The following is a 23,389-nucleotide window of genomic DNA, read 5'->3' as shown; positions in this document are numbered from 1 at the left end:
GTAGTCAGATTCGAATATTGCTCGAATAATTGTGGCATGCACGCCGAATACCTGCGGTTCCTGCCCGAAGACCTGCGCCCGGACTCGCGTCCCCGTTCCACCTGGCGGCGGTGGCGCGACCTGGACCTGCACATTGAACGCGTCGAGCGCCCCGACGCCGAACTGCGGCTGCTGGTCCTGCACGGTGCGGGCGGGCACGCCGGAGCGCTCTGGCCGCTGGCGGGGATGGCCGCCGACTTCGGTGTGGACGTGCTGGTGCCCGACCTGCCCGGCTACGGCCGTACCCGAGTGCCCCGTCCCGGCCGGGTCCGCTACCCCGACTGGGTGGACTGCGTCACCGACCTGGTGGCGGCCGAGAAGGCCGCCGACGCGCGCCCGCTGGTCCTGTTCGGCGCGAGCATGGGCGGGATGCTCGCCTACGACGTGGCCGCCCGGACCGGCCTGGCCGCGGCCGTCGTGGCCACCTGCCTGCTGGACCCGCGCAGGGGCGACGTGCGCGCCGTCGTCGGGCGGCGGCGCTGGACGGTCTCGGCCACGCTGCCGATGCTACGCCGGCTCGCACCGTTCGCCGACGACCTGCGCGTGCCGATCCGGCTGGTGACCCGGATGAACGCGATCGCCAACGATCCCGGCCTGGTGCGCCTGATCTCCCGTGACCGCCTGGGCGGCGGTTCACGCGTGCCGCTGGGCTTCCTCCGCAGCTACCTGGACTCGGCGCCGGCGACCGAGCCGGAGGACTTCACCGCCTGCCCGGTGCTGCTGGTCCATCCCGGCGCCGACCGCTGGACCCCGGTCGGGCTCAGCCGCCCCTTCTTCGACCGGATCGCCGCCCCCAAGCGTCTGGTCCTGCTCGAAGGCGCGGGCCACTACCCGGTCGAGGAACCGGGCGTCCACCAACTGGCCGACGCCTTGGCGTCGCTCCGAAACGACATTGGCCAGGGCGTCATCTGGGGCGCGGCCTAGAGCTGCCTACCACCGGGAGGTGACCAGCCGCCGGGGGCGAGCCCGCCGGCGGCTCGCACCTTCCAGGTAGGGGCCCTCAACGGGACAGCTCACGGAACGCGGTGCGGCCGGTGTTCCGCTGGGGGATCGGCCAAGGGAACGACCGGCCGTCATCGCTGCCAGCGTCAACCGCCGTTCCTGGATGCCTCGGCCGCGGTCTGTGTCCGTACTCCCAGTACGGCTTGGGCGACCTGCTCGGGCTGTTCGGCGACCATGTTGTGGCTGCCTGCGAGTTCGAGGACGTGCAGGTGCGGCCGCTCGGCGGTGAGGGGCAGCAGGTCGCGGCGGATTCCCGCGCGCAGTGCCGGCATGAGCTCGCCGACGCGGCCCGGCAGGCCGGGGAGGTTCTCGGTGGCCAGGACGAACAGGGCGGGGCAGCGGATGCCGGCCACCGCCGCGACGCTGTCCTGGAAGTACGGGTCGTACCTGATCTGCCTGGCCAGCGCGGCGTCCGGCCGCACGTAGACGCCCTCGTCGGTGTGGTGCAGCGTCCGCTGGGGGAGCATCGCGGCGTGGGCCTCCGGCAGTGGCCGCGCCATCGCTTCGGCCTGGGCGTCGAAGACGGCCTTCAGTTCCGCCAGGAGCGCGGTCAGTTCCTCGTGCTCGATGCCTGCGTAGTGCTGTGGCGCGGTCTCGGCCGAGCGCAGGCCGTCGAGGTTGACGATCCCGGGGCCGTCGGGGTGGCGCAGTGCCCAGCGCACGGCGACCATGCCGCCGAGCGAGTGGCCGACGATGAGAGGAGCGTCCAGGTCGAGGTGGTCGATGACCGCCTGCACGTCGTCCAGCACCGCCTCCCACTCCCAGGGCCCGTCGCCGGACAGCCCGTGGCCGCGCAGGTCCATCGCGACGACCCGGTGCGCGCCGGTCAGCAGCGGTGCGACCGCGTCCCAGTGCAGGAGCGTGCCGCCCAGGCCGTGGAGCAGCAGGACGGGAGACCCGTGGCCGCCGTGGTCGCGGACGGCCAGATGCACCGGACGGTCATCGATGATCACTTCTTGCGGTGGCACGGATGCTCTCCTGGGGACGGTTGAGCCGGTCGCGGATGGAGGAGGTGGTGACGCCGCCGTTGGGGTCCTTGTCGAGCTTGCCGCGTTTGACCAGGTCGTGGACGCCTTGCCGGGTGATGCCCAGCATCGCTCCCGCGGTGGAGTACGGCACGGCCGCCGCCGCGGGGTGACCGGCCGAGCGGGCCACGGCCCGTCCCAGCGCGGTACGCCACCACGAGGCGGGCGGGTCGAAGGGCGCGTCGCCGGGGAACAGCGCGCCGATGAGGCGGGCCGCGGTCAGGGTCGCCCGTTCCCGGTCGGGGCCGAGGAGCTGGACGGCCCAGACCTCGGCCTCCACGCGCAGCCGTGCCCGGATCGGTTCGAGCGGCTCATCGGAGGTCAGCAGGATCTCCAGAGGGTCGAGGAGCCGCGTTTCCAGCACCCTGACCAGTTCGGCCACCAGCTCGATGTGGTCTTCCGGGGTCGTCACTTGACGCACGATAGCAAGTACTTGCTTCGACGTGTCAAGTAGCAGTGCCCGGTCGCCGGGCTTGACGGACCGGGTGGACATGGCCACCGGCGCCTTGCGCCGGCCGTCCGCGGCCGAGTCCCCGTTCTGGCCGCCCCCGGCGCGCGGGGCAGGCCCGCACGATCCGGGGCGTGCCGTTCAACCGCGCCGGCGCTCCTCCCGCCGGCGGACCAGTTCCTCGACCGCGCTCGGCAGGGTCGTCTCGAAGTCGATCAGCTTCGCCCAGGTCGGGGTCACGACGATCCGGACCATGCCGTCGCCGTACAGCGAACGCACCTCCGCCTCCCACTCGACCCGCTGCTCGGGCGTCATCTCGTACGAGCTGGTCGCCTGGAGGTACTCGTCCGGGATGCCGTCGACGAAGTCCAGCTCGGCCCGGCCCCGGATGAGGAGGATCTTGGGCGGGTGCACCTCGGTGTCGATCGTCAGGGCGACCATCGGGTTCTCGCTCAGGGCCCGGAGCTTCGGAGCGTTCTTCGACGTGCACATGACGAGTTCCGAGCCGTTCCAGGTGAAGCTGATCGGGATGCTTCGAGGCGTGCCGTCCTTGGCGACGTAGGCCAGGCGGGCGAGGTCCCGAGCCAGCAGCTCCCGGCTGATCGGCCGGTTCAGAACCTCGGTGATCTCATTGGGGCGCATGGTCGCTCCTGCCGTTGTCGTTTCCGGTTCGTCCAGCGGGTCGTCAGCCGAGCTCCTCGGCCAGGGCGATGACGATGCCCTCGGGGCCGCGGATGTAGCAGAGCCGGTAGACGTCCTCGTACCGCACCACCTCGCCGAGGAGTTCGGCGTCGTGGCCGCGCAGGCGGGCGATGGTGTCGTCGATGTCGTCGACCGCGAACATGATGCGGCGAATGCCGAGCGTGTTCGGCGGGGCGTCCGGTACGCCGGCGACCGCCTCCGGCAGGTGGTACTTCGCCAGCTCGACCCGCCCGTGGCCGTCCGGGGTCCGCATCATCGCCACGTCGACCCGCTGGTCGTCGAGCCCGACGAGGCTGGCCGCCCACTGCCCCTCGACCACGGTCCTGCCCTCCAGCTCCATGCCGAGTTCCGCGAAGAACGCGATCACGGCGTCGAGGTCGTCGACGACGATGCCGATGTTGTCCATCCGCTTGAGCGCCATGGTGGGCTCCTTCTCGGTCGCGCGGCCCGTCGTGGCCGCTTGTACGCCTGGGACGGAGCCACCATCGCGTTCTCGACATCCGAACGCGCAGAATTTTGAGGAATCTGCTTCAGGACGTCACGGCCCTTGCCCTCCCTGGGAGAAAACAGGGAACAGGGAACAGGGAACAGGGCGTGAGCCTCCTTGAGCGGGAGGCGCGGGCCGGCCTGAACGGCTCCAGGGCCGATAGCTGGGACATGATCAGCGGCTCGGCCTGCGCGTGGACCGCGGTTCCGGACGCCACATCGAAGACGACCAGTTCGGCGCGCGGCAGGTGCTCGTCTCCGGGGCAGGCGTACCGCTGGGGGCGCAGCTCGCGCACACCGCCGTCGGCGGGCCTGGACTCCAGCAGGTGGGTCAGCCGGACGCCGCGCCCGTCGGTACGGTGCGCCGGCACCTTGGTGGAGTCGGGCGACCACGCCACCGCGGGCGGCAGGTGCGGCAGTCCGACCTTGCGCAGGAGGGTGGGGTTGCGCGTGCTGTCGGGGCCGGAGCCGTACCGGTACTCGGGCTCGCCGGGACGGACTTTCCCGGCGAGCCCGGTCGGTGGTCGAGGGCCGCGCCGGGGTCAGCCCCAGGTCTTGCCGGCCGGCTCCTTGATGGTGCGGTTGATCCGGTTGAAGAAGTTGGTCAGCGCGATCTCCAGGTTGATCGCGCCGATCTGCTCCTCGGTGAAGTGGGCGTTGGCGTCTTCCCAGATCTCGTCGGTGACGCCCTCCGCGCCGTCCTGCAGCCGGGTAGCGGCCTCGGCCAGTGCCAGGGCCGCGCGCTCCGCGTCTGTGTAGAACGGCGCCTCCCGCCACGCCGCCACGTTGTGCAGCCGCTCGTCGGTGTCACCGGCCCTCTTCGCACCGGCGACACTGGCGTGGACGCAGGCCGAGCAGCCGTTGATCTGGCTGGCGCGCAGGTGGACCAGTGCGAGCAGCTTCGGATCGACGCCCCCGGCGGCGATCGCCTTCTGGAGGTGCTGGATGGCGGTCCACAGATCGGGGTTGAGGGAGTTCTTGCTCTTGAGACGGTTCTCCATGGGGGAGTGCTCTCCTTCGTCGGTTACGTTTCGGGGCGTGTGCCCGTCATCCCAGTGACGAAGGCGCTTCGAGGAAGGTAACGACATGGCAGGCACGCATCCCACGGATCCGATCACCGATGCCTTCGAGGCCCAGCGTGACCGGCTCCGGGCCGTCGCGTACCGGGTGCTCGGTTCGCACGCCGACGCGGAGGACGTGGTCCAGGAGGCGTGGCTGCGCCTGTCCCGGCAGGACGTCGGCACCATCGACAACCTCGGCGGCTGGCTGACGACCGTGGTCGGCCGGCTCAGCCTCGATGTCCTGCGGTCGGGGCGGACCCGCCCGGCGGTCCCCTTCGACGACCGGCCGGCCGACTTCACCGTGACGCTCGACGACGCTCCCGATCCGGAAGACCTCGTGGCGCTGGAGGACTCGGTCGGCCTCGCGCTCCTCACGGTCCTCGACGCGCTGGGCCCGGACGAACGGCTGGCGTTCGTGCTGCACGACGTGTTCGCCGTCCCCCACGAGGAGATCGGCACCATTCTCGGCAAGTCCGCCGCCGCGGCCAAGATGCTCGCCAGCCGCGCCCGCAGGAAAGTGCGGGCCGGCGGGCAGCCGGCGAGCGCGGGACGGCAGCAGCGCGAGGTCGTCCGGGCCTTCCTGGCCGCCGCCCGCGACGGCCGGTTCGAGGAGCTGCTGCGGGTTCTCCACCCGGAGGTGAGGTTCACCGTCCACACCCCGGACGGCAGGTTCGTCACGATCGGAGCGACCGAGGTGGCCACCCGCGCCCGGCTGGCCGGCGGCATGGCACGAGCCCGCGCGGCGACCGTCGACGGCCGGCCCGGCGTCATCTCCTGGAGCGAGGACGGCACCCCGCTTTCCCTCCTCGCGTTCACCGTCGCCGGCGGCCGCATCACCGAGATGATCGCCGTGGTCGATCCGGCCGAACTCGCGCTCATGGACCTGCCCGACCCGGTGTGACGGAGGGTCCACAGGCTGCGTCATCGGGCCCTCCCACCTGGCCTTAGGGTTGTGCGGCATGGCGCTGCGACTGGTACAGGTGAATTTCAAGGCCCGGAACGACTCGGCCCTCGGCCGGTTCTGGGCCGATGCGCTCGGCTGGGGGGTCTCCAGCGAGGGCCCCGGTGTAACGAACGTCGAACCCGTGGGCTTCTCCTGGCCGGACCCCGTCGCCGTCTGCGTCGATGTCGTCACCGTCCCGGACCCCGAGACCGTGAAGTATCGCGTGCACCTCGATCTCGCCACCACGTCCGCGGCCCATCAGGCGGAATTGGTCGCGCGCCTGAAGGATCTCGGCGCCACGCCCGCGGACGTGGGCCAGGGGGACGTTCCGTGGACGGTCCTGGCCGACCCGGAGGGGAACGTGTTCTGCGTGCTGGAGCCCCGGGACGTCTACCGGGACACCGGACCGATCGCCAGGGTCGTGGTCGACTGCGCGGATCCGCGGGCCATGGCCCGGTTCTGGGGCGAGGCGATCGACTGGACCCTGCACGAGCTGACCGACGACCGCGCGGTGCTGCGCTCGGCCCAGGGCGTCGGTCCGTACCTGGAGTTCGTTCGCACGCCCGGCGAGCGGACCGTGTGGACCCGCGTCCATCTCGACGTGCTGCCGTATCCCGGTGACGAGCAGGCGGCGGAGGTGGCCCGGCTGAAGGGTCTCGGCGCCGCCGGCGTCGACATCGGCCAGGGTGATGCTCCGTGGACGGTCCTCGCCGACCCGGAGGGCAACGAGTTCTGCGTCCTCGGGCGGGGCTGACGCGGAGCTTGTTCACCCGGCGACGTTCAGGAGGGGACTTTGTAGCGGGCGGCGACCGCGGCGGCGCGGTCGTGCAGGGCGGTGCGCAGCGACTGCGGGGCCAGGGCTTCGGCGCTCGTGCCGAGCTGCCACAGCGCCCATTCGGCGTGCCAGGAATCCTGGAAGGCCACCTCCAGTCGCAGCCAGCCGTCCGCGTCGGGTTCCTCGGCGCGGACGGCCAGCGCGGTGCTCAGCAGGTCCTCGCGGCGCGCCGGGATCACCCGTACCCGCACGGTGATCTGGTCGCCGGACAGGAACTGCGCGCAGCGTTCCCGCCAGATCCGGTCCAGATCGACCCGGTTCGGTCGCTGCGCGGGTTCGGGGAGCGCCTCGGCGGCCAGCACCCGCGACAGCCGGTAGGTGCGGTCCTCACCGGCTCTCGTGGCCAGCAGGTAGCCCCGCTCCCGTACGGTGACCAGGCCGATCGGGTCCACCGTGCGCCACTGCGGCGCCTGGCCCGCGGCCGCGTAGTGCATGCGGAGCCGGCGCCCGGTCAGCACCGCGCGCCGGACCTCGACCATGGTGGCGTCGGGCACCTCCTGGCCGGCCGACCGGCGTGAGAGCAGGTCGGTCTCGGGGTCGATGAGCAGGCGCCGCGCCGCGTCGCTCGCGATGGCCCGATGGCCTTCGGGGAGCGCGTCGACCACCTTGCGCATGGCCGAAGCGAGCGCCGAGCCGAGGCCGTACACGTGGTCGGCGCGGCCCGTTCCGGCGACCAGCAGGGCGAGGGCCTCGTCGTGGTTCAGTCCAGTGAGGTCGGTCCGGAAGTCGGGCAGCAGGGCGAAACCGCCGTTGCGGCCGCGTTCGGCGTAGACCGGGACGCCCGCCGCGGACAGCGCCTCGATGTCGCGCAGCACGGTGCGCGTGGACACCTCCAGCTCGCTGGCCAGGGTGGCCGCGGTCAGCCGGCCGCGCTGGCGCAGCAGAAGCAGCAGCGAGATCAACCGGTCCGCACGCATAGGACCGACTGTGCCAGAAATACACGACCAAGGATGTCGTGATTCGTTGGCAGGCTCGTCACCACGACGTCCGAGGCGGCCTCCGTGCCGCGGACGTACGTGTTTCCAACCTCCCAGCGAAATCGATTGGAGCCGATATGGCGATGGAACGAACGGCGATCAACCCGGTGACGTGGTCGACGGAGATGGGTTTCAACCAGGGCGAGGTCGTCTCCGGGCACAGCCGGACGCTGTACTGCTCCGGGCAGACCGCGATGAGCGACGAGGGCAAGCCCCAGCATGCCGGTGACATGGCGGCGCAGCTGGCGCTGAGCCTCGGCAACCTGGAGGCCGTGCTCGGCGAGGCCGGGATGTCCCTGGCGAACCTCGTCCGGCTGAACGTCTACACCACCGACGTCGACCTGCTGTTCCAGCACTACGGCGTGCTGGCGGCGCGGCTGGGCGCCGCCGGCGTGGCGCCGACCACCACGATGCTCGGGGTGACACGCTTGGCCATCCCCGACCTGATGGTCGAACTCGAGGGCACCGCCGTCGCGTGATGCGCCTCCGGCGTCGCCGATAGCGCGCGCACGCCCGCGCCGCGGTGTGGCGGCGGACTCGACCACGTCCGCCGCCACACCGCCGGGGAACCTGTCGGGCGCTGGTCTCAACCGGGGACGGGGGGGCGGTATTCGAGGTCGAGCATCTTGGCCAGGTCGCGGAGGGTCTCCTCGTAGATGGGGCCGACGTCGGAGTAGGCGAAGTCGAGCTGGTTGAGGACCTCCATGCACAGCAGCCCGTACAGCCTTATCCAGCAGGTCAGGGCGACGTGGAGTGCTTCGATGGGCAGATCGCACCCCAGGGTGGCGGAGTAGGCGCGCAGCTGCTCGCGTACGGACGGATCCAGATCCTCGGGGACGGGGAAGGGCCGGTGGGCCCAGAGTTCTTCGATCTGGCGCAGGAAGACCAGTTCGAAGTCGCGGCCGGCCTGGTTGCGAGGCGTGCCGGGACGCCGGCGGGCGGACGCGGTGGCCGGGATCGGGCTGGCGAAGATCCATCCGAACTCGGCGGGGTGGGCGGTGGCCCAGTGGCGCATGGCGCGGCAGGTGGCCAGCAGGCGGTCGGCGGCCGAGCCGGTGGCGTGGGCGTCGCGGGCGGTCTCCAGCGCCGTGGTGAGCTCGTGCAGGAAGTCGGCGGTCACGGCCGCGACCAGGTCGTCGTGCGAGGCGAAGTAGTGGTACAGCGCCGGTCCGCTCATCCCGATCTCGCGGGCGACGGCGTTCACCGTCACCGCGGCGGCCCCCTTGGTGGTCAGTAGCCCGCGGGCGGCCTCGCGGATCTCGGCGAGCGTGGCCTCGCGGAGCCTCTCGCGCCGGCGGGCGGGGTGGGCGGCCATTGGTGATCCTTCCTGACGACGTTGACAGCCTAGCGGCTCTATGTTTCCTTAGAGGCTCTAAAAGATCTAGAGCTTCTAAGTAGCCGCCGGTGCGGCGCAGGGAAGGGCTGACATGGGAAACCGCATCCGCAACCCGCTGGGCGGCGCGTTCGCCAAGTACCGCCTGGAGACCACGGTCACCGACACCGCGACGATCACGCCGACGATGCGGCGCATCCGGCTGGTCGCCGACGAGCCGATCGGCTTCCCCTACACCGCGGGGCAGCACGTGCGCGTCGAACTCAACGACCCGCGGTCGATGTCGGGACTGCTGCGTCCCGGTGAGACGCTGCGCACCTACACGATCTGGGAGTTCGACCCGGACGAGCGCGCGGTCGAGCTGCGCGCCCACCTGTACGACGGGGACGGCATCGGCCTGAGATGGGCGCGCACGGCCGCGCCGGGCGACCGGGTGCCGATCTGGTGGCCGCAGGGCGACTTCCACACCCGGGAGGCGCCGTTCCACCTGTTCGTCGGCGAGGAGACCGCGAGCGCCGCGTTCGGGCCGATGCTGCGGGCGCTGGAACCCTCCGCCCCCGTGTACGGGGTGCTGGAGAGCGAGTCCCCCGAGCACGACCCGCCGATGCCCGGCCCGCACCGGCTGCGCCGCGTCCACCGCCACGGCGCACCGGCCGTCTCCTCACCGACGCTCCTCGCCGCCGTCGCCGATCTTGACCTGCCCGCCGGCGAAGGCGCCGCCTACCTGGCCGGGGAGGCGCGCACCTGCCAGCGGATCCGCGACCACCTCGTCCGCGACCGCGGCTGGGACCGCCGCTCCATCAAGGTCAAGCCGTTCTGGGCCGTGGGCAAGCGCGGCCTGCACTGACCCGAGTCACGGTCGCCGTGGACCGCCGCCCGCTGGATCCGGTGCGCGGACCCGCTTCACGGCCGGGCGGAGGCGTGGCAGAGTCGGCGGCGCCAGCAGGCCGAGCGGGCGAGCCACGGGAGTGACGGGAGTGACGGGAGTGACATGGAGACGACCGGTCAGGGGGCCCGGCAGGGCGTCCACCCATTCTGCGGGCCGTGCACGGACGAGACCATCGCGTGGCTCGCCCCGGACACGGACACCGTCAACGGGATCGGCTCGCTCTTCTACGGCGCGGCCGACCCGTGCCCGCGGTGCGGCTCCGTCGTCAAGCGGCTGTTCTTCTGCGTTCTCTGGGTGCCGGTCTGGCCGATGGGCCGCTTCCGCATCATCACGCTCGGCCGTTCGCTCACCGGCTCGCGGACGCGTTACGTCGGCCGCCGGCTCCCTCGCAGTGCCGCCAACCCGTACGGCTTCGGCGGGAAGACCGCCGCGCTGCTGGCGCAGGTGGAGGCCGAGGCCGAGAAGGCCCAGGAGTCATGGCCCGAACCGCCGCCGTCCCGGCTGGCCGACCATCCCGGGCTGCGCGGGCGGCTCTTCCACGCGGCCGAACACCACTGGGAGTCCGGCTCCGCCGAGCGCGCACTCCCGATGTACGAGGAGGTGCTCGCCGAGCACGAGGCGGTGCTGCCGGCCGATGACACCGAGACGCTCCGCTTGCGCCAGCGAGTGGGGGAGGCGTACCTGGCGGTCGGCCGCCCGGCGACCGCCCTGGCACTGCTCGCGCAGACGCACGCCCACCTCGGCCGCGTGCTCGGCCCGAACCACCCGGACACCCTCCGCGCGCTCGACGACACGACCAACGCGCGCAGCGTGCTCGGGACGTCCCGCGAAGAGGCCAAGGCGCTGGAGGCGGAACTCGCCGCGCTGGAACGCGCCGTGGGCCCGGACCATCCGGACGCCCTGCGCACGGCGTGCGCTCTGGGCGTCGCCCTGACGATCGGCTCCCGCACGGTGCGGGCGCTGGAGGTGCTGGAGGGGACGCTGGAACGCTCCGAGCGGGCGCTCGGCGCCGACCATCCCGACACCGGGTACGTACGGCGGGAACTGCTCAGGGCGTGCGACTTCGCGGAGCACCAGGGCAAGCCGAAGGGGGTACGGGCGGCGGCCAGGGCCCGGGAACGCGCGCACGCCCCCGAACGGACCCCGGAGTAGCCGACCCGTCCGTGGCCGTGGTGCCCGGGCGGTCCCGGGGTGAGGCGCGCTCACCAGGGACGGCGGGACTACTCCCTCCCCTGCTGCGCGGGTGCTCCGGCCGCCGGTCAGGCGGGCGGGCGGACGGCGTAGTCGGCGAGGGAGGGTTCCAGGGCGCCGAAGGCGATGCGGGCGTCCTCGGCGACGGTCGCGGCGATGTCGTCGTTGGTGCGTTCTTCGAGGGTCAGGCGCAGCGTCTCCTCGAACAGCAGCCGGTGGACGCCGCCGAGCTGGGCGGCCGCGACGCGGGGGAGGACGGCACCGGGTTCGGCGCCGGTCTCCTCGGCGAGGACGCGGGCCATGGCCTTCTCGCGCTCGTCGTGGAAGTCGCGCAGGCGGGCGACCAGTACGGGGCTGCCGGTGATCATGCGCGCGAAGGGCGGGCCGGAGAAGCCGATGACCGGGTCGTGTCCGGCGACCGCGGTCAGGTAGGCGCGGCGCAGCGCGGCCAGGGCGGACTCGCCGGGCTCGCGCCCGCGGATGGTCGCCACGGGCATCTCGATGAAGACGTCCTGCAGGTCGAGGGCCAGGTCCTCCTTGCGGGGGAAGTAGTTGGTGACGGTCATCTTGGCCACCTGCGCCGCGGCGGCCACGTCGGCGATCGTCACGTTGTCGAAGCCCCGCTCCAGGAAGAGCCGGGTGGCCTGGTTCGAGATGTTCTCCCTGGTCCGGCGCTTCTTCATGGCCCGCAGGCCGGTGGTCGGTTCGCTCATGCGGCCACTATACATAGGTCGAGTATAAATTTATGCTTGACATGGTTGTGGGTCTGCCCTAAGTTTAGGTCGCAACGTACGGTGAGCGCTCCGAGCCCGCCGTACGGCAGGACCGAAGGGACTCGCTCTTTGACCGCTACCGCACGTACCGCCGACCCGGTGAGCGACTACCTCAAGCAGATCGCCCGCACGCCGCTGCTGACCGCGCAGCAGGAGGTGGAACTCGGTGCCCGCATCGAGGCCGGGACGCTGGCCGGCCGCCGCCTCGACGCGGAGGCGGACCGTCTCACCGCGGACGAGCGGGCCGCGCTTGAGCGGCAGGTCGGCGACGGCCGCCGCGCCAAGGACCACATGATCGAGGCGAACCTGCGGCTGGTCGTCTCGATCGCCCGCCGCTACGCGGCCGCGGGCGGGCTGCCGCTGCTGGACCTCGTCCAGGAGGGGACCATCGGGATGATGCGGGCGGTGGAGAAGTTCGACCACCGGCGCGGGCTGAAGTTCTCCACGTACGCCACCTGGTGGATCAAGCAGGCGATCGGCCGCGCGCTGGCCGACCAGGCCCGCACCATCCGGCTCCCCGCGCACGTGGTCGAGGTCCTCAACCGGGTGAACCGCACCCGCCGCACCATGCGGCACGACCTGGGCCGGGAGCCGACGACCGCGGAACTGGCGGCCGAGCTCGACCTGACCGCCGAGAAGGTCGAGCAGATCCTCGGGCACGCCCGGGAGCCGATCTCCCTGCACACCCCGTTCGACGACGGCGGCGAGGGTGGCGGCGAGTTGGGCGACGTGGTCCCCGACGGCGCGCCCGGCCCCGCCGACACGGTCGCCGCGTCCTCGCTGCGGCGCTCGCTGGACACGGTGCTCACCACCCTGCCGGAACGGGAGGCGGCCGTGATCTCGCTGCGGTACGGCCTGGCCGACGACCGTCCCCGCACCCTCGACGAGATCGGCCGGGAGTTCGGGGTCACGCGGGAGCGCATCCGCCAGATCGAGGCCAAGGGGATGAACAAGCTGCGCCATCCCACCCGCACGCGCGCCCTGGCCGACCTCCTCACCTAGGCCGGTTGGCCGGCGGCGTCCGCGCCGCCGGCCGCGGTCAGCTCAGGCGCCTTCGCAGGAGGCAGAACTCGTTGCCTTCGGGGTCGGCGAGGACGTGCCAGGGCTCCTCGCCGGTCTGGCCGACGTCGGCCGGGCGCGCCCCGAGGGCCAGGAGGCGCTCGAGCTCGGCGTCCTGATCGCGGTCGGTGGCGTTGACGTCGAAGTGCAGCCGCAGCAGGCCCGTCCTGGGCTCGGTGCTGGGGCTGAAGACGAGGGTCGGCTGCAACCCGCCGAACCCCTCCCGTGGTCCGATCTCCACCGAGCCGTCGTCGTCGGTGTCGAGCACGACGAAATCCAGCACCTGGCACCAGAACTCCGCCAGCCGTTGCGGGTCCCGGCAATCGATCACCAGCTCGGAAATGCGGCAAGCCATGATCGGAACCCTACGGGCATCGGCCGTACGCGGCCAGCCCGCCTCCTTCCGCGGTGGCGCGGCGTCAGGCCGGAGGCCAGTTGGACAGCGCGGAGTGCAGGGTGTCCAGGATCCGCGCCCATGAGGCGTCCGTGCCGCGCGCGTCGCTGGAGTGCCGGAACGCGTCCGCCGCCTCCAGGCTCACGAACCCGTGGAAGGTGCTGCCCAGCAGCCGGATCGCGTCGATCTGGTCGGATTCCGGCACCGGGTAGCCGCGCAGGATCGCCCGGCTCATCTCGACGTGGCGGCCACCGGCGCTGGCGGCCGCGGTCTCCGGGTCGAGGCTGAAGTGGGTGGCGGCGTACCGGCCCGGGTGCTTCCTGGCGTAGTCCCGATAGGCGTTCGCGAACGCCACCAGGGCGTCCTTGCCCGAACGCCCGGCCAGCGCCTCACCGGCGTCGTCGGCGAGCTCGGCGAGCGCGAACAGCGCCACCTTGGCCCGCAGATCCCGCATGTTCTTGATGTGGGAGTAGAGGCTGCCCTCCTTGACGCCGAAGCTGCGCGCCAGCGTCGTGACCGTCACGTTCTCGAAGCCGATCTCGTCCGCCAGGTCCGCCGCCACCTGGATCAGTCGCTCGACGGTCACGCCCGCGCGCGCCATCCGGCCCTCCTCCGAAGCTAAATGACTTAGGAATTTGCATAATAGCTTCAGGATAACTAGCCTCGCCACCCATGAGACCCCTCACCGAGAGCGACATCCGCACATCCTTCGTCAACTGCTCCAAGGGTGAGGCCAAGCGGCTGGGCCTGCCCAAGGACCTCGATGACCAGCCGTGGGAACACCTGGACTTCCTCGGCTGGCGAGATCCGGGGGCGCCCGGACGCTCGTATCTGATCACCGAGAGTGGTGATCGCCTGGTCGGCATCGCGCTGCGGGTGACCTCCGGCGGCGGCCGCGGCTTCACCACGCGCAGCATGTGCTCCCTGTGCCTGACCACGCGGACCGGCGGCGGCGTGGCGCTGATGACCGCGCGCCGTACCGGCGAGGCCGGGCGCCAGGGCAACACCGTGGGGCAGTACCTGTGCGGCGACCTGGACTGCTCGCTGTACGTGCGAGGGAGGAAGGAGTCCGTGGCCGGGGGAGTCATGGAGGAGTCCCTCACCCTGGACGAGAAGGTCGCCCGCCTCCACGCCAACCTGAACGCCTTCCTCACCAAGATCACCAACTGACCGCGGCTCCTTCCGGCCGGGACGCGGGGTCAGCTCCGGCCGAGCATCTCCGCGGTGAGGACGTTTCCGCCCAGACCCCAGCCGCCGTCGGGAACCTCGTCCACGAGGACCAGCGTGGTGGCGCGCGCCCGCTCTCCGTAGACGTCGACATAAGCGTCGGTCACGGCGTCGATGAGCTTCCTCTTCGATTCGGGCGTCAGGGTGCCGGCGGGCACCTTCAGGCTGGCAAACGGCATGACGACTCTCCGATTGTGCGCTGTGGGTGGATGTTCAGAGTGAGGCGGCGGCTCAGATGATTCCGCCGTTCGCCCGGACGACCTGCCCGTTGACCCAGTGGCCGGCCGGACCCGCCAGGAAGGAGACGACTTCGGCGATGTCCCGCGGGGTGCCGAGCCGTTCCAGCGGCGGCTGCTTGGCGAGCCGGTCGATCGTGGCCTCGTCCTTGCCGTCCAGGAACATCTCGGTGGCGGTCGGGCCGGGTGCGACGGCGTTGACCGTGATGTCGCGGCCGCGCAGCTCGCGGGCGAGCACCAGCGTCATCGCCTCGACGGCGCCCTTGCTGGCGGCGTACGCGCCGTAGTTCGGGAACTGCAGGCCGACCACGGACGTGGAGAGGTTGACGATCGCGCCTCCGGCGCGCAGGCGCCTGGCGGCCTCCCGCGCCATCACGAACGCGCCGCGGATGTTGGTGCGGTGCAGCTCGTCCAGATCGTCGAGGTCGAGTTCGGCGATCGGGGACAGCGACATCCGTCCCGCCGAGTTGACGACCACGTCGACGCCGCCGAAGGACTTCTCCGCCGCGTCGAACATCGCCGCCACCGCGCCCTCGTCCGCCACGTCCGCCTGGACCGGGATCGCCCGGCCGCCGGCGGCCGTGATCTCCTCCACGACCTCCGCCGCGGCGGCGGCCGATCCTTGGAATCCCACCGCGACCGGGTAGCCCTGCGCCGCCAGCGCCACCGCGATGGCCCTGCCGATCCCGCGGGAGCCGCCGCTGACGACGGCCACACGCTGATCACTCATGCGAGATCACTCCTATCGCTGATACGAAACGGCCATATCGTTGCTACAAGCCGACGATAACACAGCTTCGAATCGTTGCTATCGTCCGGCGGTATCATTGATTCATGACAGCTACGGACCCGCTTCGCGTGAAGCTGATCGAGGCCGCGGAGCGGCAGCTGGCGACCTCCTCGGACCACGAGATCGCCACCCGCGCGGTCTGCGAGGCGGCCGGCGTGAGCCAGCCCGTGCTCTACCGGCTGTTCGGCGACAAGCGCGGCCTCCTCGACGCCGTCGCCGAGCATGGGTACGAGCGGTACGCCGAGCTCAAGGCCGCTCAGGAGCGAACGAACGACCCGGTGGCCGATCTGCACGTCGGCTGGGACGGCCACATGGCCTTCGCTCGGGACAACCCGGCCCTCTACCAGCTGATGTTCACTCCCCGGCCGTGGTCGCGCTCAACGGCGCGAGACCGCGTGATGGACCTGCTGGTGGCCACGCTCACGCGGTGCGCGGCGGCGGGTGCGCTGAAGCTGGAGCCGCGCAGCGCCGCCGAGCTGATCCTGTCGGCGAACGTCGGCAGCGCCCTCGACCACATCGCCAGGCCCGCCCTGTTCGACGACCCCGCGCCGTCGCACCGCATGCGCGACGCCGTGTTCTCGTACGTGCTCACCGAGCCGCCCGTCCGGAACGACCCCGACCCGCTGCACACCGCAGCCCTGCGCCTGCACGCGCAACTCGACCTCGCCGGGAGCGACGCCCTCGAACCGGCCGAGACCGCCCTCCTGCGGCGATGGCTCGAACGCATCACGCGACCCGACCGCGGCGGCGCCGTCATGTAGCGTGCGCTTGCACATGTACGTTCGTACATTAGGGGCGCGCCCATGGCCTACCTGCTGCTGATCATCGCGATCATCGCCGAGGTGATCGCCACCAGCCTGCTCAAGAGCACCGAGGGCTTCACCCGGCTGTGGCCGTCGGTGGCGTGCCTGGCCGGGTACGGGGCGGCGTTCGTGCTGCTGTCGCAGGCCATCGCGCGCGGCATGCAGGTCGGCGTGGGGTACGCGCTGTGGTCGGCGCTCGGCACCACCCTGATTGTGATCATCGGGGTGGCGTTCCTGGACGAGCCGCTCTCCGCCGCCAAGGTCGCCGGGATCGGCCTGGTGGTGGCCGGGGTGGTGACACTCAACCTGAGCGGTGCGCATTGACCGGACGCCGGCGCCGCGATCCCGAGGGGCGCCGCCGCGTCCCGGCGTCCCGACCTCCAGGCGTCGGCACGCGTGTGGTCGCAGGGACTGGCCGAGGTCCTCGCACCCCGCATCGGGCCCCAAGCCGCGCGCGCCGTCACCACGTTCATCGACGGGGCGCTACTGCACGCCCTGGTCGACGGCAGGCCGCCGGACACCACCGAACTCGCCGCCGCCCTGGCCGCCCTCACGGGCCCGCCGCTGGAACCGCACGACCAGGAGCAAGCGGCCCAACGCAGGTAGGGGGCCAGCCAAGGTAAGCCGGAAAGGGGCAACGGGCTGGTCAGCGAAGGGCCCAGCAGGCGATGGGTGACCGTGTGCGTTGGTTTGATCACAGTTCAGTGAACTGTGTGATGTTGGATCGTTGCGGTTCGTTACGGTGCGCGGGTCCTGGTTCGGCACGGTTCGGAAGGGTCCCCGCGAGTGACGTCGATCGAGCGCACTGCCTACCCGCAGTTCAAGAAGTTGACCTCGACGCGGGTGCTGCACGTGTTCTTCACCCCGGCGGCGGAGGAGGAGGTCGCTTGGGCGCGGGAGCGGACCGGAACGCCTGAGGCGTGGTTCGCGCAGGTGCTGGATCTGAAGTGCTTCCAGAAGATGGCGCGGTTCTGCTCGCTGGAGGAGATCCCGGAGGTGGTGGTCGACCACGTCCGGCGCTGTCTGGAGCTGGGACCGGACGTGGATCCGGATCACGGGGCGTCGCGGACGGCCAAGCTGCACCGCAAGCAGATCCGGGCGCGGCAGGGCGTGAAGTACGACAAGCAGCGTGCGCGGGCGATCGCGGCGGTCGCGATCCACAAGACGGCCGAGAAGAAGAACCACCCACCGGACCTGATCAACATTGCGTTGGAGAAGCTGCTGGAGGCGTCGTTGGAGCTGCCGGGGTTCTCGACGCTGGATGAGATGGCCACGCGGATCCGCGCGGAGGTGAACGCCGGGCTCTTCGCGCAGGTCGTGATGCGGATGGGCCCGGAGGGGCAGCAGCGGATGCAGGACCTGCTGTCCACCTCCAGCGGCGGGGCCGGGTCGGGTGGCCGGTCGATGTTCAACCGGCTCAAGAAGCCCGCGCAGCGCGCGAGCTGGTCGCGGTTCAAGGCCCAGGCGGAGTATCTGGACCAGGTCGAGGAGCTGGGCGACACGGCGGCGTGGATGGAGGGGATCTCCCCGGGCAAGATTGCCGATTTCGCCGGGGAGGCGGCGGCCCAGGACGCGGCGGCGATGGGCGACTACGAGCCGGCCAAGCGGCTGGCGCTGGTGGCGTGTCTGGTGCACACCGCGCGGATGCAGGCCCGTGACGACCTGGCCGAGATGTTCTGCAAGCGGGTGGCGGGCAACCTCAAGAAGGCCAAGACCGAGCTGGAGGAGATCCACCAGCGGCAGCGCGCGACTTCCGAGCGGTTGATCGGCACCTACCGCAGCGTGCTGGAGCACCTGGATCCCGACCGCCCCGACGAGGCGGCCGTGGACCAGGACGCCCGGCACGGCGACGTCACTGGTGAGGGGGCCAGCGGTTCCGGGCCGGCCCCGGAACGGGAGGACGGGGCGTGGCGCGCGGTGGAGGCGGTCCGGCGGGCGGGCGGGTTCGCCGCCCAGCTGGCCGACATCGAGGAGGTGTCGGCCTTCCACGGCGACAACTACGAGGTGCTGGTGCACCGGTTCTTCCGCAAGGACCGGGCGGTGATGTTCGAGCTGGTCGACAAGCTGGAGCTGGTGGCCACCTCCACCGACGACTCGGTGCTGGCGGCGTTGGAGCACGCGCGGGCGCACTGGGCGCTGCGCCGCGACTTCATCCCGGTCCCGCCCCCGATCGACCCCGCGGGGGCGGACCGGTTCGTCGACGAGGACTCCGATGACTGCGACGGCGGCGGTGTCGGCGCGGCGGGGTGGGACATGTCGGGGATCGCGTTCGCCTCGGGGAACTGGCAGCGCGCGGTCACCGACCGGCGCCGTCCGGGGATGGTGGCGCGCAAGCATTTCGAGGCGATGGTGTTCACCTACTTGGCCGAGGAACTGCGGACCGGGGACGTGGCGGTGGCCGGGGCCGGGGCGTACGCCGACTGGCGCGCCAACCTGCTGACCTGGGAGCAGTGCCTGCCGCTGCTGGATGAGTTCTGCGCCGAGGTCGGCCTGCCGAACACTGCCGCGGGATTCACCGAGCGGCTGCGCAGCGCGCATCTGGACGCGGCCGCCGAGCTGGACGCCGGGTACGCCGACAACGCCGACCTGGTGATCGGGGAAGGTGGTGTCCCGACGCTCAAGCGCCGGCGCGGGTCCGGTGCGCCGGCCGCGGTGGAGCAACTGGGGGAGGCGATCGTGCGGCGGATGCCGGAGCGGTCGCTGCTGGGCATCGTGTCGCGGACCGCGCACTGGCTGGGCTGGCACCACCACTTCGGCCCGGCTTCGGGCTCGGACCCCAAGATCTCCGATCCGCTGGACCGGTACTGCATGGCGGTGTTCATCGGCGGGGTGAACATGGGCCCGTATGAGGCGGCCAAGCACATCGCCGGGGTGTCGGCGCGGGAACTGTCGATGGTCCGCAACCGGCACATCGACCTGGCCAAGCTCAACGCCGCGATCGCCACCGTGGTCAACGCGTTCGCCGAGCTGGACGTGGTCAAGGCGTGGGGCGACGGGACCGCGGTGGCCGCCGACGGCACGCAGGTGGAGACCTACATCGACAACCTGCTGGCCGAGACCTCGATCCGGTACGGGGGCGTGGGCGGCATCGCCTACCACTACGTCGCCGACACCTACGTCGCTCTGTTCTCACGATTCATTCCGTGCGGGGTGTGGGAGGCGGTGCACCTGATCGAGGGCCTGCTGGCCAACGACTCGGCCGTCCAGCCCACCACCGTGCACGCCGATACCCAAGGGCAGTCGGCGCCGGTGTTCACCCTCGCCACGTTGTTCGGGTTCGACCTGATGCCCCGCATCCGCAACTTCGCCGACCTGACCTTCTTCCGCGCCAACTCCCACCTGGTCTACCGGCACATCGACGAGCTGTTCGGCGAGCGCACCACCGCCGGGAACGGCCGCAACGTGATCGACTGGAATCTCATCGAACGGCACTGGCGCGACCTGATGCAGGTCGCCATCTCCATCAGCGAGGGCGAACTGTCGTCGTCGACGCTGATGCGCCGGCTGCGGTCCAACTCCCGCAAGAACCGCATCTACAAGGTCTTCCGTGAGGTCGGCCGCAGCGTCCGCACGGTCGCGCTGCTGCGGTACCTGGCCGACCCGCAGCTTCGCGCCCGGGTCACGGCCGCGACCAACAAGGTCGAGTCCTACAACGGGTTCGCGCACTGGCTGAGCTTCGGCAACAACGGGATCCTGGCCAACAACGATCCCGACGAACAGGAGAAGCTGATCAAGCTCAACACCTTGCTGGCGAACCTGGTCATCTTCCACAACGCGCTGGACATCATGGACGTCGTCCGGCAGCTGGTCGCCGAGGGCTGGACCATTACCGCCGACCAGCTCGCCGCCCTCTCGCCCTACCTGCGCTCCCACATCACCCGGTTCGGCGCCTACGCCACCGACGAACTCGCGCTCATCCCCGCAGCCTTCGACCCGGTGCTCAAAGAGGTCGACTTCACCACCCTGGACCTTGCCGCCTGACGGCTCGACGGCCTCTTGGCCGTCAGCGCTGTTCTCGCTCGGCCTCCGGTTGGCCTTAGAGGGTGTCTTCGAACCCTCGGCGGGCACGGCCTCTTACCGGGGAGGGTCGGGTGCCAGGCTCCCGTCGGGGGCGATGTGATCGAAGATCTGGCCGATCAGCGTGATCACATGCGGGTCTTCCACCGCATACAGCGTGCGGCGGCCGTCCCGGCGTGCGGTGATCAGGCCGGCCAGGCGGAGCTTGGCCAGGTGCTGGGAGACCGTGGCGATGCCGGTGCCTGCGTGCGCGGCCAGCGTGCTGACGTCGTAGGAGCGGTGGGTGATCAGCCACATCAGGTGCAGCCGTACCGGGCTGGCCAGCAGCGCGAACGTCTCGGCCGCCGCCTGGAGCTGGGCGGGCGGCGGTGGGGGCTCGGCGCCGGGTTCATCGGGCGCGGGGGAGGTCGGCATCGTCTGTGCATTGTCTCGCGCCGGCGGCCTGCCCGCCCGGCCCACATTTTGATACTTGCGCGATGTCCGAAACGTGTGAAGGATGGAGGCGCTCCGAAGGGGAGTAGTCCGCAACGCCCGCACGTCGACACGCTGAGAACCTCGCGTTCTCCGGCGGCGGGGACCGGTCACCGGCCGGTGGGCGAGACCTTCGGCCACGCAGTCATGCCTGGCCGAGTCTCCCTGTGGGTGCCCGGCCGGGTTGTCCACCGCCCGGGAAGGACTTCTCCAGTTGGCTCCTGTAAGCACCTCGACATTGCGGCTGATCACCGACGCCCGCTCCGCCAAGGCGGGCGGCGAGCAGGCGATGGCCGCCCGGCAGCGGGATCGCCTGGCCCAGCTCGTGGCCTGGGCGCGCACCCGTTCCCGCTTCTACCGGCACCTGTACCGGGACCTGCCGGCCACGGTGAGCGACCTGGCGCTGCTGCCGCCCACGACCAAGCCCGAGCTGATGGCGGCCTTCGATGACTGGGTCACCGACCCGGCCGTCACCCTGGCGCAGGCCCGGGCCTTCGCCGACGACCCGGCGCGCATCGGGCAGCGGTTCGCCGGCCGCTACACACTGACCACCACCTCGGGCACCACCGGCACGCACGGCATCTTCCTGCAAGACGCCCGCGCGTCCGCGGTGACCTCGGCGATGATGGCGCGGATGCTGGCCGGCTGGCTGAGCATGCGGGAGGTGGCCCAGATCGCGCGCGGCGGCGCCCGGATGGCGCTGGTGATCCCCCAGGGCGGGCATTTCGCCTCCACCGTGGCCGCCGCCCGGCTGCGCGGCCGCTCCCACGTCGCCGCCTTCAGCGTGCACCAGCCGCTGGCCGACCTGGTGGCCGAGCTCAACGCCTTCCGCCCGGCGGTGCTGGCCCCCTACGCCAGCATCGGCGCGCTGCTGGCCGGCGAGGCCGAAGCCGGACGGCTGCACATCGACCCCGCCCTGGTGATGCTCACCGCCGAGGGCCTGCCGGTCGGCGAGTACGCGCGCATCGCCGCCGCGCTGAAGGCCACGGTGCGCACCAGCTACGCCTGCAACGAGTGCCCCTTCCTGTCCTACGGCTGCGGTGAGAACTGGATGCACCTCAACGCCGACTGGGCCGTCCTCGAACCCGTCGACGCCCAGTACCGGCCGGTGCCGCCGGGCGAGCCCTCGCACACCGTGCTGCTGACCAACCTGGCCAACCACCTGCAGCCGATCCTGCGCTACGACCTCGGCGACAGCGTCGTGGTCCGGCCCGATCGGTGCCCGTGCGGCCTGCCCGGCCCGGCCGTCCGCGTCCAGGGCCGCGCCGCCGACCTGCTCACCTTCCCCCGCCCCTGCAGCCACCACCAGGCGCCGGTCACGCTGGCCCCGCTGCCGCTGGCCACGCTGCTGGAAGCGGTGCCCGGCCTGGAGCTGTTCCAGATCGTCCACACCGCACCGACCACCCTGCGCATCCGGATACACCCCGCCCCCGGCACCGACCCCGACACCCTCTGGCACCAGATCGACACCCGCCTCCGCGACCTGCTGTCCCGCCACGACCTGGGCCATGTGCGCCTCGAACGCGCCACCGAACCGGTCCAGCACAGCACCGGCGGCAAAGTCCGCGCCGTCATCCCCCTGCGCGCCACCGGCCCAGACCCCGATCACTCCCCCTGCCCATGACCACCCCGACCACGCCCCCGGCACCGTGGTCGCCTGCCCCCTAGCGCGCATCCAGGGGCGGGGCCAAACGGCTCCGCCCCTGAATGCCGCCCGCTGTCATCGAAGTGCCGGGAGCATCCGCTTCGTGGGCCGGGTCGTGGAAGGGCCGCAGGCCGGTACCTGAGCCGGCGCGGGTGAAGGCACAGCGGCCCAGGAAGTTGATGTTGGTATCCCTCGAATGTGGTCAGTCAAGATGTTCTGGGCAGCAGAGTGCGGGCCAGCCGGCGGGTCATGAGCGTGATCGCCGCCCAGGTGATGTGCGCTTCGGAATGGGCGGGGAGGCGTTCGTAGTCGCGGACGTTGCGGCGGGCCTGGGTAATCCAGCTCAGCGTGCGTTCCACGATCCACCGGCGGGGCAGCACGACAAACCCGGCCGTCCCGGCCGGACGGGCGACGATCGTCACCGTCAGGTTCAGAAAGCCGTGTGCCCAGGTGACCAGGGTTCCGGCGTAGGCGCTGTCGGCCCAGGCGCAGGCGAGTTCGGGATGCATCAGCCGCAGCCGCGCCAGCATCTCCCGGGCGATGTCGCGGTCGGTGCGGTCGGCCGCGGTCACCATCACCGCCATCGGTAACCCGCCCAGGTCACAGGCCAGGTGACGCTTCCTGCCATTGATCTTCTTGGCCGGGTCCCAGCCGCGGGTGGCCTTCCCGACGGTCTCGGCCGCCCGGACCGTCTGGGAGTCGATGATGACCGCGACCGGGTTGCGGCAGTAGCCGCGGCCAGTACGGATCCGGGCCCGCAACCGGTCGCGGATGCGGGCGAGCACGCCGGCGCGCGCCCACCGGGCGAAGAAGCCGAACACCGTCTGGAACGGCGGGAAATCGGCGGGCAGCGCCCGCCATTTGCAACCGTTGTCGACCAGGTAGCGGATCGCGTCGACAATGTCGCGGCGGTGATGCTTCTCCGGCCGCCCGCCTCGCCCGGTCAGGCAGGCCGGGACCGGCAGCAGCGGCTCGATCAGCGCCCACTCGGCCGCGGTGGTGTCGGAGGGATAGCGGCGCCGCCGGCAACGCGCAGGCACGCC

27 protein-coding genes and 1 pseudogene are annotated in these 23,389 nt (G+C 71.4%); 13 read left to right on the top strand and 15 right to left on the bottom strand.

All coding sequences use genetic code 11. The annotated features are described in order from the left end of the window. Positions 1–36: 36 nt before the first annotated feature. Complete coding sequence (locus AB0881_RS10765; protein ID WP_366616058.1) at positions 37–963, top strand: alpha/beta hydrolase; 927 nt, start codon at positions 37–39, stop codon at positions 961–963. A gap of 164 nt (positions 964–1,127) precedes the next feature. On the opposite strand, the gene AB0881_RS10760 is transcribed toward AB0881_RS10765, so the two are convergent. The 6 genes from AB0881_RS10760 to AB0881_RS10735 form a co-directional block, all read right to left on the bottom strand. Next, positions 1,128–2,009 (bottom strand): alpha/beta hydrolase, encoded by an 882-nt coding sequence (locus AB0881_RS10760; protein WP_366616057.1) that lies wholly within the window; start codon positions 2,007–2,009, stop codon positions 1,128–1,130. Then, a complete protein-coding gene (locus tag AB0881_RS10755) occupies positions 1,981–2,478 on the bottom strand; it encodes a hypothetical protein (protein WP_366616056.1) in 498 nt (165 codons plus the stop codon). Before AB0881_RS10755 ends, AB0881_RS10760 begins: the two co-directional genes overlap by 29 nt. 177 nt (positions 2,479–2,655) lie before the next feature. Continuing rightward, positions 2,656–3,156, bottom strand: coding sequence for a pyridoxamine 5'-phosphate oxidase family protein (locus AB0881_RS10750; protein WP_366616054.1), 501 nt, complete (start codon positions 3,154–3,156; stop codon positions 2,656–2,658). A gap of 43 nt (positions 3,157–3,199) precedes the next feature. Then, positions 3,200–3,637 (bottom strand): VOC family protein, encoded by a 438-nt coding sequence (locus AB0881_RS10745; RefSeq protein ID WP_366616053.1) that lies wholly within the window; start codon positions 3,635–3,637, stop codon positions 3,200–3,202. Between the two features lie 109 nt (positions 3,638–3,746). Beyond that, positions 3,747–4,100, bottom strand: coding sequence for a DPP IV N-terminal domain-containing protein (locus AB0881_RS10740; protein ID WP_366616052.1), 354 nt, complete (start codon positions 4,098–4,100; stop codon positions 3,747–3,749). Between the two features lie 144 nt (positions 4,101–4,244). Further along, positions 4,245–4,703: a carboxymuconolactone decarboxylase family protein gene (locus tag AB0881_RS10735; protein WP_366616050.1), complete on the bottom strand. Its 459-nt coding sequence runs from the start codon at positions 4,701–4,703 to the stop codon at positions 4,245–4,247. Between the two features lie 85 nt (positions 4,704–4,788). Between AB0881_RS10735 and AB0881_RS10730 the strand changes: the two genes are divergently transcribed. Together AB0881_RS10730 and AB0881_RS10725 are read left to right on the top strand one after the other, a co-directional pair. After that, positions 4,789–5,664, top strand: a complete 876-nt coding sequence (locus AB0881_RS10730; RefSeq protein WP_366616048.1) for a sigma-70 family RNA polymerase sigma factor — start codon at positions 4,789–4,791, stop codon at positions 5,662–5,664. Between the two features lie 58 nt (positions 5,665–5,722). Beyond that, the gene (locus AB0881_RS10725; RefSeq protein WP_366616047.1) at positions 5,723–6,460 is read left to right on the top strand and encodes a VOC family protein; all 738 of its coding nucleotides are present in this window, start codon (positions 5,723–5,725) and stop codon (positions 6,458–6,460) included. Between the two features lie 26 nt (positions 6,461–6,486). On the opposite strand, the gene AB0881_RS10720 is transcribed toward AB0881_RS10725, so the two are convergent. Next, positions 6,487–7,458 carry a WYL domain-containing protein gene (locus tag AB0881_RS10720; RefSeq protein ID WP_366616045.1) on the bottom strand — a complete coding sequence of 324 codons (972 nt, stop codon included), beginning with the start codon at positions 7,456–7,458 and terminating at the stop codon, positions 6,487–6,489. Between the two features lie 143 nt (positions 7,459–7,601). On the opposite strand from AB0881_RS10720, the gene AB0881_RS10715 reads away from it, so the two are divergent. Then, the gene (locus tag AB0881_RS10715) at positions 7,602–7,997 is read left to right on the top strand and encodes a RidA family protein (RefSeq protein WP_366616205.1); all 396 of its coding nucleotides are present in this window, start codon (positions 7,602–7,604) and stop codon (positions 7,995–7,997) included. A gap of 107 nt (positions 7,998–8,104) precedes the next feature. On the opposite strand, the gene AB0881_RS10710 is transcribed toward AB0881_RS10715, so the two are convergent. Continuing rightward, the gene (locus AB0881_RS10710; protein WP_366616044.1) at positions 8,105–8,833 is read right to left on the bottom strand and encodes a TetR/AcrR family transcriptional regulator; all 729 of its coding nucleotides are present in this window, start codon (positions 8,831–8,833) and stop codon (positions 8,105–8,107) included. A 112-nt stretch (positions 8,834–8,945) separates the two neighbouring features. Here AB0881_RS10710 and AB0881_RS10705 point away from each other — a divergent pair, with 112 nt between their 5' ends. Further along, positions 8,946–9,698, top strand: a complete 753-nt coding sequence (locus AB0881_RS10705; protein WP_366616043.1) for a siderophore-interacting protein — start codon at positions 8,946–8,948, stop codon at positions 9,696–9,698. A 144-nt stretch (positions 9,699–9,842) separates the two neighbouring features. After that, positions 9,843–10,892 (top strand): tetratricopeptide repeat protein, encoded by a 1,050-nt coding sequence (locus tag AB0881_RS10700; protein WP_366616041.1) that lies wholly within the window; start codon positions 9,843–9,845, stop codon positions 10,890–10,892. Between the two features lie 107 nt (positions 10,893–10,999). Here the strand turns inward: AB0881_RS10700 and AB0881_RS10695 are convergent, their stop codons facing one another. Beyond that, positions 11,000–11,644: a TetR family transcriptional regulator gene (locus AB0881_RS10695; protein ID WP_366616039.1), complete on the bottom strand. Its 645-nt coding sequence runs from the start codon at positions 11,642–11,644 to the stop codon at positions 11,000–11,002. Positions 11,645–11,773: 129 nt separating this feature from the next. Here AB0881_RS10695 and AB0881_RS10690 point away from each other — a divergent pair, with 129 nt between their 5' ends. Beyond that, positions 11,774–12,706, top strand: a complete 933-nt coding sequence (locus AB0881_RS10690) for a sigma-70 family RNA polymerase sigma factor (protein ID WP_366616037.1) — start codon at positions 11,774–11,776, stop codon at positions 12,704–12,706. A 37-nt stretch (positions 12,707–12,743) separates the two neighbouring features. Here the strand turns inward: AB0881_RS10690 and AB0881_RS10685 are convergent, their stop codons facing one another. Together AB0881_RS10685 and AB0881_RS10680 are read right to left on the bottom strand one after the other, a co-directional pair. After that, positions 12,744–13,118 (bottom strand): VOC family protein, encoded by a 375-nt coding sequence (locus tag AB0881_RS10685; RefSeq protein ID WP_366616036.1) that lies wholly within the window; start codon positions 13,116–13,118, stop codon positions 12,744–12,746. A 64-nt stretch (positions 13,119–13,182) separates the two neighbouring features. Further along, on the bottom strand, positions 13,183–13,758 hold the full coding sequence (locus AB0881_RS10680; RefSeq protein WP_366616035.1) for a WHG domain-containing protein: 576 nt from the start codon (positions 13,756–13,758) through the stop codon (positions 13,183–13,185). 71 nt (positions 13,759–13,829) lie between these two features. Between AB0881_RS10680 and AB0881_RS10675 the strand changes: the two genes are divergently transcribed. Next, positions 13,830–14,327 carry an FBP domain-containing protein gene (locus AB0881_RS10675; RefSeq protein WP_366616033.1) on the top strand — a complete coding sequence of 166 codons (498 nt, stop codon included), beginning with the start codon at positions 13,830–13,832 and terminating at the stop codon, positions 14,325–14,327. 29 nt (positions 14,328–14,356) lie between these two features. Here AB0881_RS10675 and AB0881_RS10670 read toward each other — a convergent pair whose 3' ends face one another. Next, the gene (locus AB0881_RS10670; protein ID WP_366616032.1) at positions 14,357–14,563 is read right to left on the bottom strand and encodes a 4-oxalocrotonate tautomerase family protein; all 207 of its coding nucleotides are present in this window, start codon (positions 14,561–14,563) and stop codon (positions 14,357–14,359) included. A 52-nt stretch (positions 14,564–14,615) separates the two neighbouring features. After that, positions 14,616–15,350 carry an SDR family oxidoreductase gene (locus AB0881_RS10665; RefSeq protein WP_366616031.1) on the bottom strand — a complete coding sequence of 245 codons (735 nt, stop codon included), beginning with the start codon at positions 15,348–15,350 and terminating at the stop codon, positions 14,616–14,618. 104 nt (positions 15,351–15,454) lie between these two features. On the opposite strand from AB0881_RS10665, the gene AB0881_RS10660 reads away from it, so the two are divergent. The 4 genes from AB0881_RS10660 (at position 15,455) to AB0881_RS10645 (ending at position 20,194) form a co-directional block, all read left to right on the top strand. Beyond that, positions 15,455–16,171: a TetR/AcrR family transcriptional regulator gene (locus AB0881_RS10660; protein WP_366616029.1), complete on the top strand. Its 717-nt coding sequence runs from the start codon at positions 15,455–15,457 to the stop codon at positions 16,169–16,171. A gap of 42 nt (positions 16,172–16,213) precedes the next feature. Further along, positions 16,214–16,537, top strand: a complete 324-nt coding sequence (locus AB0881_RS10655) for a multidrug efflux SMR transporter (RefSeq protein WP_366616028.1) — start codon at positions 16,214–16,216, stop codon at positions 16,535–16,537. An 18-nt stretch (positions 16,538–16,555) separates the two neighbouring features. Then, a complete protein-coding gene (locus tag AB0881_RS10650) occupies positions 16,556–16,819 on the top strand; it encodes a hypothetical protein (protein ID WP_366616204.1) in 264 nt (87 codons plus the stop codon). A gap of 180 nt (positions 16,820–16,999) precedes the next feature. After that, a complete protein-coding gene (locus tag AB0881_RS10645) occupies positions 17,000–20,194 on the top strand; it encodes a Tn3 family transposase (protein ID WP_366616026.1) in 3,195 nt (1,064 codons plus the stop codon). A 93-nt stretch (positions 20,195–20,287) separates the two neighbouring features. Here AB0881_RS10645 and AB0881_RS10640 read toward each other — a convergent pair whose 3' ends face one another. After that, positions 20,288–20,644, bottom strand: coding sequence for a metalloregulator ArsR/SmtB family transcription factor (locus tag AB0881_RS10640; protein WP_366616025.1), 357 nt, complete (start codon positions 20,642–20,644; stop codon positions 20,288–20,290). A gap of 271 nt (positions 20,645–20,915) precedes the next feature. Here AB0881_RS10640 and AB0881_RS10635 point away from each other — a divergent pair, with 271 nt between their 5' ends. Next, on the top strand, positions 20,916–22,325 hold the full coding sequence (locus AB0881_RS10635) for a hypothetical protein (RefSeq protein ID WP_366616023.1): 1,410 nt from the start codon (positions 20,916–20,918) through the stop codon (positions 22,323–22,325). A gap of 248 nt (positions 22,326–22,573) precedes the next feature. Here AB0881_RS10635 and AB0881_RS10630 read toward each other — a convergent pair. Then, positions 22,574–23,386: pseudogene (locus AB0881_RS10630) on the bottom strand (IS5 family transposase); the annotation flags it as partial. Positions 23,387–23,389 lie beyond the last annotated feature (3 nt).

The organism is Spirillospora sp. NPDC029432 (assembly GCF_040703975.1).
GTDB lineage: Bacteria > Actinomycetota > Actinomycetes > Streptosporangiales > Streptosporangiaceae > Spirillospora.
The sequence above is the reverse complement of the archived record's forward strand: the minus strand, read 5'-3'. Positions and strand labels throughout refer to the sequence as shown.